Annotated in this window: 16 protein-coding genes; 9 read left to right on the top strand and 7 right to left on the bottom strand. The window is 75.6% G+C overall.

Annotated elements, in window-relative coordinates:
- Positions 1–6 precede the first annotated feature (6 nt).
- Both narJ and narI read left to right on the top strand, forming a co-directional pair.
- Positions 7–684, top strand: coding sequence for a nitrate reductase molybdenum cofactor assembly chaperone (gene narJ, locus BM288_RS03880; protein ID WP_092916004.1), 678 nt, complete (start codon positions 7–9; stop codon positions 682–684).
- Positions 685–687: 3 nt separating this feature from the next.
- Positions 688–1,446: a respiratory nitrate reductase subunit gamma gene (gene narI, locus BM288_RS03875; protein ID WP_092916002.1), complete on the top strand. Its 759-nt coding sequence runs from the start codon at positions 688–690 to the stop codon at positions 1,444–1,446.
- 131 nt (positions 1,447–1,577) lie between these two features.
- Here narI and BM288_RS03870 read toward each other — a convergent pair whose 3' ends face one another.
- Genes BM288_RS03870 through BM288_RS03850 form a run of 5 tightly spaced genes read right to left on the bottom strand, consistent with a single transcriptional unit; the run spans position 1,578 to position 5,871 of the window.
- Positions 1,578–2,663, bottom strand: a complete 1,086-nt coding sequence (locus tag BM288_RS03870; protein WP_092916000.1) for a cytochrome P450 — start codon at positions 2,661–2,663, stop codon at positions 1,578–1,580.
- The gene (locus BM288_RS03865) at positions 2,660–3,856 is read right to left on the bottom strand and encodes an ABC transporter ATP-binding protein (protein WP_318255311.1); all 1,197 of its coding nucleotides are present in this window, start codon (positions 3,854–3,856) and stop codon (positions 2,660–2,662) included. The genes BM288_RS03870 and BM288_RS03865 overlap by 4 nt, the downstream gene beginning before the upstream one ends.
- A gap of 46 nt (positions 3,857–3,902) precedes the next feature.
- The gene (modB, locus tag BM288_RS03860) at positions 3,903–4,724 is read right to left on the bottom strand and encodes a molybdate ABC transporter permease subunit (protein ID WP_318255310.1); all 822 of its coding nucleotides are present in this window, start codon (positions 4,722–4,724) and stop codon (positions 3,903–3,905) included.
- The gene (gene modA / locus BM288_RS03855) at positions 4,721–5,482 is read right to left on the bottom strand and encodes a molybdate ABC transporter substrate-binding protein (RefSeq protein WP_318255309.1); all 762 of its coding nucleotides are present in this window, start codon (positions 5,480–5,482) and stop codon (positions 4,721–4,723) included. Before modA ends, modB begins: the two co-directional genes overlap by 4 nt.
- On the bottom strand, positions 5,479–5,871 hold the full coding sequence (locus tag BM288_RS03850) for a TOBE domain-containing protein (RefSeq protein ID WP_092915996.1): 393 nt from the start codon (positions 5,869–5,871) through the stop codon (positions 5,479–5,481). Before BM288_RS03850 ends, modA begins: the two co-directional genes overlap by 4 nt.
- Positions 5,872–5,980: 109 nt before the next feature.
- Between BM288_RS03850 and BM288_RS03845 the strand changes: the two genes are divergently transcribed.
- From BM288_RS03845 to BM288_RS03820, 6 genes are read left to right on the top strand one after another with little or no spacing between them, the layout of a single operon-like run.
- Positions 5,981–7,066, top strand: a complete 1,086-nt coding sequence (locus BM288_RS03845) for a ThiF family adenylyltransferase (protein ID WP_092915994.1) — start codon at positions 5,981–5,983, stop codon at positions 7,064–7,066.
- A 50-nt stretch (positions 7,067–7,116) separates the two neighbouring features.
- Complete coding sequence (locus tag BM288_RS03840) at positions 7,117–8,292, top strand: molybdopterin molybdotransferase MoeA (RefSeq protein WP_404799684.1); 1,176 nt, start codon at positions 7,117–7,119, stop codon at positions 8,290–8,292.
- On the top strand, positions 8,289–8,765 hold the full coding sequence (gene moaC / locus BM288_RS03835; RefSeq protein ID WP_092915990.1) for a cyclic pyranopterin monophosphate synthase MoaC: 477 nt from the start codon (positions 8,289–8,291) through the stop codon (positions 8,763–8,765). Before BM288_RS03840 ends, moaC begins: the two co-directional genes overlap by 4 nt.
- Before the next feature lie 7 nt (positions 8,766–8,772).
- Complete coding sequence (gene mobA / locus BM288_RS03830) at positions 8,773–9,438, top strand: molybdenum cofactor guanylyltransferase (protein ID WP_092915988.1); 666 nt, start codon at positions 8,773–8,775, stop codon at positions 9,436–9,438.
- The gene (locus BM288_RS03825; RefSeq protein WP_092915986.1) at positions 9,435–9,734 is read left to right on the top strand and encodes a DUF6457 domain-containing protein; all 300 of its coding nucleotides are present in this window, start codon (positions 9,435–9,437) and stop codon (positions 9,732–9,734) included. Before mobA ends, BM288_RS03825 begins: the two co-directional genes overlap by 4 nt.
- Positions 9,731–9,964, top strand: coding sequence for a MoaD/ThiS family protein (locus BM288_RS03820; protein WP_092915984.1), 234 nt, complete (start codon positions 9,731–9,733; stop codon positions 9,962–9,964). The genes BM288_RS03825 and BM288_RS03820 overlap by 4 nt, the downstream gene beginning before the upstream one ends.
- 34 nt (positions 9,965–9,998) lie before the next feature.
- Here the strand turns inward: BM288_RS03820 and BM288_RS03815 are convergent, their stop codons facing one another.
- Together BM288_RS03815 and BM288_RS03810 are read right to left on the bottom strand one after the other, a co-directional pair.
- A complete protein-coding gene (locus BM288_RS03815; RefSeq protein ID WP_318255308.1) occupies positions 9,999–10,469 on the bottom strand; it encodes a molybdenum cofactor biosynthesis protein MoaE in 471 nt (156 codons plus the stop codon).
- A complete protein-coding gene (locus tag BM288_RS03810; RefSeq protein ID WP_092915982.1) occupies positions 10,466–10,945 on the bottom strand; it encodes a MogA/MoaB family molybdenum cofactor biosynthesis protein in 480 nt (159 codons plus the stop codon). Before BM288_RS03810 ends, BM288_RS03815 begins: the two co-directional genes overlap by 4 nt.
- A 55-nt stretch (positions 10,946–11,000) precedes the next feature.
- On the opposite strand from BM288_RS03810, the gene panC reads away from it, so the two are divergent.
- On the top strand, positions 11,001–11,870 hold the full coding sequence (panC, locus tag BM288_RS03805; RefSeq protein WP_092915980.1) for a pantoate--beta-alanine ligase: 870 nt from the start codon (positions 11,001–11,003) through the stop codon (positions 11,868–11,870).
- The last annotated feature ends 162 nt before the right edge of the window (positions 11,871–12,032 follow it).

Here is a 12,032-nt window from a genome sequence, read left to right as displayed (position 1 = left end):
CTCCCGATGCCCACCCGGCGGCCCAGGCTGCCGGGTGAGCTGCCGCCATTGCGGCTCAAGGCCGACGAGCGCGCGCGCACGCACATGCTGGCCTCGCTGCTGCTCGACTACCCGGATGCGGCGTGGTTCGACCGGCTGCCGTCGCTGCGCGTGCACCTCGACGGCCTGCCGGCGCCGATCGCCGAGGCGCTCGCGGGATTCATGGACGCCGCCGAGCTGGCGGGTCAGGCGCCGTGGGAGGAGCAGTATGTGCTCACCTTCGACCTGAAGCGCAAGTGCAGCCTCTATCTCAGCTACTTCGCCACCGGCGACACCCGCCGGCGCGGGATGGCGCTGCTGACCTTCCTCGACGCCTACCGCGCCGCGGGCTGGCAGTTCGATGCGCAGGAGCTGCCGGACTACCTGCCGGCGGTGCTGGAGTTCTCGGCGCTGAGCGGCTCCGACGTCGCGGCGGCGGTCATCACCTCGCACCGCGAGGGCATCGAGCTGCTGCGGGCGGCGCTGGAGGATCTCGACAGTCCGTGGGCGCAGGTCATCCGCACGGTCACGCTCTCGCTGCCGCCGGTGGACGAGCGCACGCGCGAGCGCTTCCGGCAGCTGGTCAGCGACGGGCCGCCGACCGAGACCGTCGGGCTCAGCATGGGGCTGGAGCCCTTCATCGCGACCTCCCAGAACGGAGACTGACTCATGAGCCCGATCGAGATCGTCCTGTGGGTGGCAGTGCCCTACGTCAGCATCATCGCGTTCGTCGCAGGCCACATCTGGCGGTACCGCTACGACAAGTTCGGATGGACGACGCGCTCGAGCCAGACGTATGAGAACGCCCTGCTCCGCTGGGGGTCCCCGATGTTCCACCTGGGCATCCTGATGGTGCTCGCCGGCCACGTGGTGGGCCTGTTCATCCCGCGCGAGTGGCTCTATGCCATCGGCATCACCGAGGAGATGTACCACTGGGGCGCGACCGTGATGGGCAGCTTCGCCGCCGTGCTCACGCTCGCGGGCCTCGCCATCCTCATCTACCGCCGCCGCACCGTCGGTCCCGTCTTCCTCGCGACGACGGTGATGGACAAGGTGATGTACGTCTTCCTCGCCCTCACGCTCGGCTTCGGCACCCTCGCGACGTTCGTGCACCAGGTCTTCGGCTCCGGCTTCCACTACCGCGAGACGATCTCGCCCTGGCTGCGCTCGATCTTCGGCTTCCAGCCGCAGCCGGAGCTGATGGCGAACGTGCCCATCCTGTTCGACCTGCATGTGCTCAGCGCGCTCGCCCTGTTCGCGCTGTGGCCGTTCACCCGGCTGGTGCACGTGTTCTCGGCACCGGTCGGCTACCTGTTCCGGCCCTACGTCGTCTATCGCTCCCGCGACGACGTGCAGGGCACCCGCGCGCCCAAGCGCGGCTGGGATCCGATCAGCACGCCCGACCCGCAGCGCCTCCGGCGACCCTGACGCGCGCGCGGCGCGGATCCGTCACGCCCTGCGCGCGCCGCGCGGATCCGTCACGCCCTGCGCGCGCCGCGCATCCGTCACGCCCTGCGCGCGGCGCGAATCCGTCACGCCGTGCGCGCGCCGCGCATCCGTCACGCGTCGTGCCGCTCGAGTGCGGCCATGAAGCGCCGGTAGCCGCCCGCCGGCGGCGTCTCGCGCTCGACGCCGCCGTGCTCCTCGGCGGCGCGCACGCTGCCGGTGCGCAGCAGCTCGCGCGTGAGCACCCGCAGCTGCAGCGTCGCGAGCGGCCGCCCCGGGCACACGTGCGGGCCGATGCCCCACACGAGGTTGGCGGATGCGTTGCCGTGCGGGTCGAAGGCATGCGGATGCTCGAAGCGGGCCGGGTCGACGTTCGCCTCGCGCCAGTCGAGGGCGACGACCTCCTCGTGCGCGACCGGACAGCCCGCGACCTCGGTCGCGCGGGTGGCGATGCGCCGGTTGGCGAGGAAGGGGTCGTCGAGGCGCAGGATCTCGTCCAGCACCGCATCCAGCTCGGCGTCGTCCGCCGCGGCCAGCCGCTCGGCGTGCTCGGGGTGCTCGGTGAGCCAGGCCACCACCACCCCGACGCAGAGCGCCAGGGAGGCGAGGTCGCCGCCGGTCCAGTTCCGCAGCACCGACACCAGCACCTCCTGCGACAGCGGCATGCCCTCGGCGTCGCGCGTGCGCACTAGCTCGGTGGTGAGGTCGTCGGGCGCGTCGGCACCCATGCGCTCCTCCACCCGGGCGCGCACGATCGCGTCGAACCGCACGGCGACACCGGCCAGGCGGGTGCGGTCGCCCGATCGCGTGGCAGCCCGGTTGTCGGCGACCCACTGCAGCAGATCGTCCTCGATCGACGCCGGCCAGCCCAGCCAGGCTGACTGCGCCCGCACCGCGTACCGCGCGCCGAGCTCGCTGACCGCATCGAACGCGGCCCTGCCGGCCAGCTGCTCGAGCAGCTGCTGCGCGACTCGCACGAACGCGGGCGTGTACGCGGCGACGCGCTGCGCGTCGAGGAACGGGTCGAGCATGGCGCGCGCCCGCCGGTGCGCCTCGCCGTCCAGCCCGTTCGGCACCTGCAGGTGGCGGGAGACGGCGCTCGAGAAGGTCTCGGGGTCGGTCGCGACCGCGACCACCGCCGCGTGGTCGCCGAAGCGGCGGCTGACAGTGCGCGACGGGCGGGGCTCGTGAGCGGTCATGCCTCCACGGTAGGCGCGGGCGCCGCGTTCGGCGAGCCCTGGTGTGGCACCAGCCGCAGCCGCTGCGGATCGATCGACACGCGCACGCGCGCGCCCGGGCGCAGTGCCGGCTCGGCCGCGGTGCGCTCGTCGAGGTCGGCCGCGATCCCCGGCGCGTCCGGTGCAGCGCCGTCGAGGGCCACCACCACCCGCAGGCCGGCCGGCAGCCGCAGCACGCGCAGCACCGTGGCCTCGCCGCCGAACTCCGCGCCACCGGCGCGCCCGGCATCTGCGTGGGTGCCGAGCTCCGTGCCACGGGCGGCCGCGGCGCCTGCGGCTGTCAGGCGCACGTCCGCTGGTCGCACGACTGCGGCCGCGTCGCCGTCGGCCGCAGTCGCGCCGTCCGTGCTCGCCGAGGCCTGCGCCCGCGCGTCGAGCCGGAGGCCGCCGCCGGCTGTCCACACGCCGTCCCGCACGACGCCCTCGATGCGGTTCACGTCGGCGAAGGCGGCAGCGAAGCGGGTCGCGGGCCGCTCCAGCACCGCGCGCAGCGCACCATGCTGCGCGACCCGGCCGTGCTCGATGACGACGATCCGAGCGGCGAGCGCCGCCGCATCCGCTGCCGCATGCGTGACCACGAGCGCGGTCGCTCCGCTCGAGGCGAGCTGCTCGTGCACGAGGGCGCGCACGTCGGCCGCGGTCTCGACGTCGAGCGAGGTGAAGGGCTCGTCGAGCAGCACGAGCGCCGGCTCCACCGCGAGCGCGCGGGCGAGGGCGACGCGCTGCTGCTGGCCGCCCGAGAGCCGCTCGGGCGCGCGATCGCCGAGCCCGCGCAGCCCGACCCGGTCGAGCCACGCGTCTGCCCGCTCGGCCGCTGCCGCCTTCGCGACGCCGCTCGCCCGCAGCCCGAAGGCGACGTTCTCGCCCGCCGTCAGGTGCGGGAACAGCCGCGGGTGCTGGTCGAGCAGCACGACGCCCCTGCGGTGCGCGGGCAGGCTCCGCCGGGCCGTGGCGACCGACCGCTCGCCGATCACGACCTCTCCGTCGGCCAGCGGCGCCTCGCCCGCGATCGCCTGCAGGATCGTCGACTTGCCCGCCCCGCTCGGCCCGATGAGCGCCACCGCCTCGCCCGCGGCGGCGCGCACGTGCGCGCGCACGGTCATGCCGTGCGCGCGGTGGACGACGATGCGGGCGTCGAGCGCCGCGCCGCTCACCGCACGCTCCCCGGCATCGCACGCTCCCGGCATCGCACGCTCCCGCTCATCGCACGCTCCCCGTCATCGCACCAGGCCGCCAGGCGCGCGCGAGCAGCAGCACCGCGATGGCACTCACGAGCAGCAGCAGCGACAGGGCGATCGCCGTCGCCTGGGTGGCGCCGGTGCCGTGGAAGGCGGTGTAGATCGCCAGCGGCATCGTGCGGGTCACCCCCGGCGCGTTGCCGGCGAAGATCGCGGTGGCGCCGAACTCGCCCAGGGCGCGCGCGAAGCACAGCGTGGTGCCGGCCAGCAGCCCGGGTGCCGCCAGCGGCAGGGTGACGCGCAGCAGCACCGTCCACGGGGGCGCACCGAGCGACGCCGCCGTGCGCTCGAGCGCGATGCCGCGGGCGCGCACCGTGCCCTCGATCGCCAGCACCAGGAACGGCAGCGACACGAAGGTCTGCGCGAGCACCACCGCGGAGGTCGTGAACGGCACCTCCACGCCCCAGACCGCCAGCACGCGGCCGAGCGGGCCATCGCGCCCCAGCAGCGCCAGCAGCGCCACCCCGTCGACCAGCGGCGGCAGCACCAGCGGGATCGTCACGATCGCGCGCAGCCACGCGGCAGTGCGGTCACCCGCCCTGGCGATCGCGATCGCCAGCGGCGCCCCGAGCAGCAGGCAGATCGCGGTGGCCAGCAGCGCGGTGCCGAGCGAGAGGCCGAGCGCGCTGAGCGCCTCCGGCGAGGCGATGTCGGCGCCCAGGCTCGCCCATTCGACCTTCCCCACCAGCGCGGCCATCGGCACCACCAGCAGCAGCAGCCCGACCACGATCGGCACTGCGAGCACCGGCGGCCACGGCCACGACGCATCCGCCCGCCCGGTCACGGAGCCCCGAACCCGAGGGCCTCGAGCACGGCGCGGCCCTCGCCGCCGGCGATGAAGCGCACCAGCTCGGCGGCCAGCTCGAGCTCGCGCGAGTCGAGCACGGTGGCGGCCACCGCGCGGTTGACGACCTGCTCGGCGCCGGCGACCGCGATGGTCTCGACCGAAGCGGATGCGGCTGCGTCGGTCGAGTAGACGAGTCCGGCGTCGACCGCGTTCGCCTCGACCTTCGCGAGCACCCCGCGCACGCTCTGCTCGAGGCTGACCGGCCGCACGTCGACACCGTGCAGCGCGAGCAGGCGCTCGGAGGCGGCGCCGCACGGCACCTCGGGGGCGCAGAGCACGGTGGAGGCGCCGGCCAGGTCGCCGAGCCCGCGCACGCCGCCCGGGTTGCCCGACGGCACCACGATCACGAGCCGGTTGGTCGCCAGCGGCACCGGCTCGCCGACCAGCTCGGCCACGCCCGCCATGGTGGGCTCGTCGGCCGAGATGAAGACGTCGTAGGGGGCGCCCGCGCGGATCTGGGTGGCGAGGGTGGCGGAGCCGTCGCTCACGATCGGCCGCACGTCGACGCCGGAGCGGCCCTGCTCGAAGGCCTCGGCGATCGTGGTCATCGCCTCGGCGAGCGATGCGGCCGAGGCGATCGTGAGGGCGGCGGTCGGCTCGCCGTCGGGAGCTGCCGGGCCGCCGCCGTCCGCGGGGCTGCACCCCGTCAGCAGCAGCGCCGCCGCGACCGCCGCCGAGACCCGGCGGCGCATCATGCCCTCGGCGTCTCGACCACGACGTGGGTCGCCTTCACGACCGCCGCCGCGAGCGAGCCGATCTCGAGCCCCAGCTCGTCGACCGCCTCCGCCGAGAGCAGCGAGACGACCCGGTGGGGGCCCGCCTGGATGTCGACCTGCGCCATGACGCCGTCGCGCTGCACGCGCACGACGAGCCCTACGAAGCGGTTGCGGGCGCTCGAGCGCGTGACGTCGGGGTCGGCGGGAGCCGCGGCCAGCTCGAGCGCCTTGGCGGCGAGCGCGTCGCCGGGCACCTCGATCGGCCGGCCCTCGCCCACCGGCAGCTCGCCCTGCTCGATCCATCGGCGCACGGTGTCGTCGCTGACCCCGAGCAGCTGCGCGGCCTGCGACACCTTGAACGACTGCATGCGCCGACCGTATCGCCGCAGATGCGGAGAATCCAGCCCGATTTCCACTCATCTGCGGCGGTGCCGTCGCGTCGTGGCCGCACGGGATCGATCCGCGTAGCCTGGCGGCATGGGAATGGTCCCGCTGGTCGAGCCGATCGACGCGCTGACGGAGCGCGAGCGCCTGCGCACCGCTCGCCACGCGCGCCTGCCCCAGCTGGGGGAGCTCGGCCAGCGCCGACTGGCAGCCGCGCACGTCGCCATCGTCGGCGCGGGCGGCCTCGGCTCGCCGCTCGTGCTCGCGCTCGCCTCCGCGGGCGTCGGCACGCTCACCGTGATCGACGACGACGTGGTCGAGATCTCGAACCTGCACCGGCAGGTCATCCATCGGCTCGGCGATGTCGGCGCACCCAAGGTCGCCTCCGCCGCTCGCGTGGCGCCGGAGCTCTCCGAGACGCGGGTGGTGCCGCTCGAGCTGCGGCTCACGCCGGCGAACACCGCCGAGGCGCTGCGCGGCGCCCACCTGGTGATCGACGGCTCCGACAGCTTCGACACCCGCGCGATGGTCGCGAGCGCCTGCGAGCAGCTCGGCGTGCCGCTCGTGTGGGGCACGATCCAGGCCTTCGACGCGCAGGTGACGGTCTTCTGGAGCGCGCCGCCCGCCGGTGTCGCCCCGGTGGTGCTCGCCGATCTGCACCCGCCGGCATCGGTCGGCGAGCTGCCCTCCTGCGCGCAAGTGGGCGTGATGGGTGCGCTGTGCCTGCAGGTGGGCTCGCTCATGGCGCTCGAGGCGATCAAGCTCATCACCGGCGTCGGGGAGAGCCTGCTCGGCCGGGTGCTCGTCATCGACGGGCTGCGCGCGACGCAGCGCGAGCTGCGCGTGCGCCCCGCGCGGGCAGCCGCGCCGCCGGTCGCGCCGCCGCGCGTGCGCGAGGTGGGCGAAGCCGCCCTGGCCGGGGCGCGCGTGCTCGACGTGCGCGAGCCCGACGAGGTCGCCGAGGGCATGATCCCCGGCGCGCAGCATCTGCCGCTGGCCGCGCTGCTCGCCGACCCGCGCTCAGCCGCCGGCGACGGCGGGCAGACGGTCGTCGTGTGCCGCACGGGCCCGCGCGCGCACGCCGCCGCCGCGGCGCTGCAGGCGGTGGGCGTCGACGCCGCGGTGCTCGCCGGCGGCATGCTCGCGTGGGACGCCCAGCGGCAGGGCGCTCGGGCGTGAGCGCCGCGCCGATCGAGGTCGAGGCGCAGCTCGCGACCGTGCTCGCGCGCATGCGCGCGCTGCCGACGGAGGCGCTCCCGGTGGCGCTCGCGCTCGGCCGCGTGCTGCGCGAGCCGGTGCGCGCCCGCGTCGACATCCCCGTCTTCGACAACTCTGCCATGGACGGCTTCGCGGTGCGCTTCGACGACCTCGTCTCACTGCCGTCGCGGCTCGCGGTGGTCGCCGACGTGCCGGCGGGCTCCGCCCTCGACCCCCCGCTCGATGCAGGGCAGGCCGCGCGCATCATGACCGGCGCGCCGATGCCGGCCGCCGCCGACACCGTCGTGCCGTTCGAGGACACCGCGGGCGGCCTCGCCGACTCGCTCGGGGTCGTCGAAGTCGTGCGCGCACCGGCCGCCCGCGGCCGCCACGTGCGCCGCCGCGGCGAGGATCTGCGCGCCGGCGAGCCGCTGCTGGCCCCCGGCGTGCGGCTCAGCCCGCTCGCGCTGCAGGCGATGGCCGCGGCAGGGGTGGCGCAGGCGATCGTGTCGCGCCGGCCGCGCGTGGCCGTCGTCTCCACGGGCGCGGAGCTCGTCGCCGCCGGCGCCGAGCTGCGGCGCGGCCAGATCCCCGAGTCGAACAGCGTGCTGCTCGCCGCGCTCGCGGCCGACGCGGGGGCGGAGGTCGTGCTCGTGCGCTCGGTGGGCGACGGCGGCGACGACCTGGTCGCGGCGGTCGCCGAGGCAGAGGCCGCCGGCGCCGACGCCCTCGTCAGCACGGGCGGCGTGAGCGCCGGCGCCTACGAGCCGGTGCGGACGGCGCTCAGCGGCACGATGGCGTTCACGAAGGTCGCGATGCAGCCGGGCAAGCCGCAGGGCTTCGGCGAGACCGCCGGCGGCATGCTGCTGTTCGGCCTGCCGGGCAATCCGGTGAGCGCCGCCGTCTCGTTCGAGGTCTTCGTGCGCCCGGCGCTGCAGGCGATGCAGGGCGCGAGCGAGCTCGCGCGGCCGGCGCTGCGGCTGCCCGCCGCGGTCGGCTGGCGCTGCCCGCCCGGGCGGCGCCAGTACCTGCCCGCGGCGATCGACCGCGCCGACCCGTCGCGCTGGCGCGTCGCCCCCGCGACGGCCGGCGGCTCCGGATCGCACCTCGCGGGCGGGCTCGCGCACGCCGAGGCGTACGCGGTGGTGCCGGCGGAGACCGAGCAGGTGACCGAGGGCGACCTCGTCGATGTCATGGTGGTCGCATGAGCTTCACGCATCTGGATGCCGCGGGGCATGCCCGCATGGTCGATGTCACCGGCAAGACGCCCACCGTGCGGGCGGCGACCGCGCGCGGCTCGGTGCGCTGCAGCGCCGAGGTGATCGCCGCGCTGCGCGACGGCACCGTCCCCAAGGGCGACGTGCTCGCGCTCGCCCGCATCGCCGGCATCCAGGCGGCCAAGCGCACCGCAGAGCTGCTGCCGCTCGCGCACGTGATCGGCGTCCACGGCGCCGTGGTCGACCTGGCCGTCGTCGACGACGGCGTCGAGATCGAGGCCACCGTGCGCACCGCCGACCGCACGGGCGTCGAGATGGAGGCGATCACCGCCGTCTCGGTCGCCGCACTCGCGGTGATCGACATGGTGAAGGGCATGGATCGGCTCGCCTCGATCGAGCACGTGCGCATCGTCGCGAAGGAGGGCGGCCGCTCCGGCGCCTGGGTGCGGCCGCAGGCGGACTGAGCGGCCGATGAGCGCGCCGGCGACCGATGCCGCAGCCCCGGCTGGCGGCTGCGCGGCGGTGCTGCTCGCGGGCGGGCGCGGCTCGCGCATGGGCGGCGTGCACAAGCCGCTGCTCGAGGTCGGCGGGCGCAGCCTGCTGCAGCTCGCGATCGACGCCGCCGAGGCGCTCGGCTGCAGTCCGGTGACCGTCGCCGGCCCGGTGGCGGATGCGGTGGGCGCGCACGTGCGCTGGGTGCGGGAGCAGCCGCCGCTCGGCGGGCCGGCCGCCGGCATCGTGGCGGCGCTCGCGGAGCCGGCGTCGGCGCCCGAGCCCGCGTGGACCCTCGTGCTCGCGTGCGATCAGCCGGCGGCACCCGCCGCCGCGCTGCGGCTGCGCGACGGCATCGAGGCGCTGCCGGCGGGGCTCGACGGCCGCTGCCTCGCGGTCGGCGGACGCGCGCAGTGGCTGTGCGGGCTCTACCGCACGAGCGCGCTGCGCTCTGCGGCGGCAGCGCTGCCGGAGTCGGGCGCTGGCGCCTCGATGCGGATGCTGCTGGCGCGGCTCGCGCTCGAGCTCGCCGACGCGCCAGCAGCGCTGGCGGCGGACGTCGACACCTGGGACGATCTGGAGCAGGCACGTGCTCGGGCCGACGCGGCGCGAGCGACCGAGGACAGCCAGGAGGAGGCGCCATGAGCACCGCACACACCCTGCCGCCGGAGGCGCTCGACGAGTGGTCGGTAGCCCTGCGCACGCACTTCGACCTGCCCGCCGATGCGGTGCCGATCGCGCTCGTGCTCGATCTCGCGCGCGACGTCGCGGTCGGCGTCGCCCGCCCGGCGGCACCGCTGAGCGCGTTCGTCGCCGGACTGGTCGCGGGCTCCCGCGGCGGCGATCCGGAGCAGATCGAGGCCGCCGTCGCCGCCATCACGAAGCTCGCCGACCGGTGGCAGACCCGCGCCGCCACCGACAGCGTGGAGGGCTCGGCGTGACCCGCGTGCGCTACTTCGCGGCCGCACTGGAGGCCACCGGTCTCGACGAGGAGCGGCGCGGCGAGCAGACCGTCGGCGCGCTGCGCGCCGGCCTGGTCGCCGACCATCCGGGGCTCGCCGGCATCCTGTCGCAGTGCGCGGTGCTCGTCGACGGCTCTCGCGTCGACGACGCCGCCTCGCTCGCCGACGCCGAGCTCGTCGACGTGCTGCCGCCGTTCGCGGGTGGCTGAGCCGCGGCCGCACCGATCGCGCGCGGGCGAGCGATCAGCCCCCGAGCCCCTGCCACTGGGCCGATCCGTCGGCGGCGTGCTGCCGCTTCCACACCGGCAGCTCCAGCTTGATCGTCTCGATCACGGCGCGGCAGACGGTGAAGGCCTCATCGCGGTGCGGCGCGGCGACCGCGATCACGACCGCCAGATCGCCCACCTGCAGCGTGCCGACGCGGTGGCTCACCGCCACCACCGCCCGCGTGCCCGCGGCGGCGCGCTCGGCGATGCCGCGCAGCGCCGCCGACGCATCCGGGTGCGCCGAGTACTCGAGCGCGACGACCGGCGCGCTCGCGTGCGGGTCGTGATCGCGCACGCGGCCGATGAAGGTGGAGATCGCGCCGGCGGTGTCGTCCTCCACCGCGGCCAGGTGCGCCGCCAGGTCGAGCGGCACGCTCTCGACGCGCGCGAGGCGCACGGCACCGGCCGCGGAGTCAGTAGCGGCGCCGGCATGCATCGCCTCGCTCATCGGTGGTCACCGCCGCCCAGCTGGCTCGCGACGTGGTCGGCGACGCGCAGCACCGCCTCGACCCCGTCGGCGACGCCGCCGGGCGAGCCCGGCAGGTTCACGACCAGCGCCCCGCCCGCGACGCCCGCGAGGCCGCGGGAGAGCAGGCCGCCGGGCGCCGCGGCCGCACCGATGCGGCGCAGCTCCTCGGCGATGCCCGGCACCGGGCGCTCGAGCACGCGGTCGGTGCCCTCCGGCGTCTGGTCGCTCGGCGCGATGCCGGTGCCTCCGCTGGTGAGCACGAGCAGCGGCCGTGCCGCGAGGGCATCGCGCAGCGCCGCCTCGACCGAGTCGGCGCCGTCGGGCACGACGACCGCGTCGTCGCACGCGAATCCCGCCCGCCGCAGCGCCTCGACCGCGACGGGACCCGACGCATCCGCCCTCGTGCCCGCGGCGGCGCGGTCGGAGACCGTGATGACGACTGCGCGGTGCGGCATGAGCCCAGCCTAGGCACCTCTAGGCTTCTACGAGTCCCCGCACCGTGGAGAGCGCATGCCCATCCAGACCCTGACCACCATCGACGACGCCCGCACCTTTGTCGCGCGTGCCCGCGCTGAGGGCAAGCGCGTCGCGCTCGTGCCGACGATGGGGGCGCTGCACGCCGGCCACCTCGAACTCGTGCGCGTCGCCCACCAGCACGCCGACGTCGTGATCGCGTCGGTGTTCGTCAACCCGCTGCAGTTCGGGCCGCACGAGGATCTCGACCGCTACCCGCGCATGCCGAAGGCCGACACCGAGCAGCTCATCGTGCTGGGGGTCGAGGCGGTCTTCATGCCCTCGGTCGAGGAGATGTACCCGGACGGCGGCCGCAGCGCCACGCTCGTCACCGCCGGCCGCCTCGGCACGGTGCTCGAGGGCCGCAGCCGGCCCGGCCACTACGACGGCGTGCTGACCGTGGTGGCGAAGCTCTTCTCGATCGTGCGGCCCGACGTCGCGGTCTTCGGCGAGAAGGATGCGCAGCAGCTCTTCCTCGTGCGCCGCATGGTGCGCGACCTGAACCTGCCGCTGACGATCGTCGGCGTGCCGACGGTGCGCGAGGCCGACGGGCTGGCGCTCTCGAGCCGCAACGCGCTGCTGTCGCCGGGGGAGCGGCAGGATGCCCTCGCCCTCTCGCGCGCGCTCGAGGCGGCGGGCTCCGCTGCCGACCGCGGCGTCGAGGCGATGCTGGCGGCGGCGCAGTCGGTGTTCCAGTCCGACACCGGCGTGCAGCTCGACTACCTGGCGATCGTCGACCCGGCCACGTTCGCGTTCGCGGGCGAGTCGCACCACGGCCCCGTGCAGGTGCTGGTCGCCGCCCGCGTCGGCACCGGCTCATCGAACACCGTGCGGCTGATCGACAACCTCATCACCGTCGTCCCCTGACGCCTGCGGGCTCGTGCGCCCGCTGCAGATGGGTCACGTTCTGCGCGAGACGCGCGCCGTGGACAGCAGTTCGTGACCCTGTTGCCCACCGCGAACGGGCGGCATGCGCGCGCAGGCGAAGGGCGGCGGATGCGGTGGCGTCGGTAGGATCGGGAGTCGTGA

Source organism: Agrococcus baldri, from assembly GCA_900114805.1.
Taxonomy (GTDB): domain Bacteria; phylum Actinomycetota; class Actinomycetes; order Actinomycetales; family Microbacteriaceae; genus Agrococcus; species Agrococcus baldri.
Note: the sequence above shows the minus strand (reverse complement) of the source record. Positions and strands in the feature narration are given on the sequence as shown.

Bases quoted from the DNA above. Each gene is read 5' to 3' on its own strand.
- narJ (WP_092916004.1), top strand. From the start codon at position 7: ATGCCCACCCGGCGGCCCAGGCTGCCGGGTGAGCTGCCGCCATTGCGG.
- narI (WP_092916002.1), top strand. From the start codon at position 688: ATGAGCCCGATCGAGATCGTCCTGTGGGTGGCAGTGCCCTACGTCAGC.
- BM288_RS03840 (WP_404799684.1), top strand. From the start codon at position 7,117: ATGCGCGCGCTGCCGACGGAGGCGCTCCCGGTGGCGCTCGCGCTCGGC.
- modA (WP_318255309.1), bottom strand. From the start codon at position 5,482: ATGATGCGCCGCCGGGTCTCGGCGGCGGTCGCGGCGGCGCTGCTGCTG.
- moaC (WP_092915990.1), top strand. From the start codon at position 8,289: ATGAGCTTCACGCATCTGGATGCCGCGGGGCATGCCCGCATGGTCGAT.
- BM288_RS03815 (WP_318255308.1), bottom strand. From the start codon at position 10,469: ATGAGCGAGGCGATGCATGCCGGCGCCGCTACTGACTCCGCGGCCGGT.
- BM288_RS03870 (WP_092916000.1), bottom strand. From the start codon at position 2,663: ATGACCGCTCACGAGCCCCGCCCGTCGCGCACTGTCAGCCGCCGCTTC.
- BM288_RS03850 (WP_092915996.1), bottom strand. From the start codon at position 5,871: ATGCAGTCGTTCAAGGTGTCGCAGGCCGCGCAGCTGCTCGGGGTCAGC.
- BM288_RS03845 (WP_092915994.1), top strand. From the start codon at position 5,981: ATGGGAATGGTCCCGCTGGTCGAGCCGATCGACGCGCTGACGGAGCGC.
- BM288_RS03825 (WP_092915986.1), top strand. From the start codon at position 9,435: ATGAGCACCGCACACACCCTGCCGCCGGAGGCGCTCGACGAGTGGTCG.
- panC (WP_092915980.1), top strand. From the start codon at position 11,001: ATGCCCATCCAGACCCTGACCACCATCGACGACGCCCGCACCTTTGTC.
- BM288_RS03810 (WP_092915982.1), bottom strand. From the start codon at position 10,945: ATGCCGCACCGCGCAGTCGTCATCACGGTCTCCGACCGCGCCGCCGCG.
- mobA (WP_092915988.1), top strand. From the start codon at position 8,773: ATGAGCGCGCCGGCGACCGATGCCGCAGCCCCGGCTGGCGGCTGCGCG.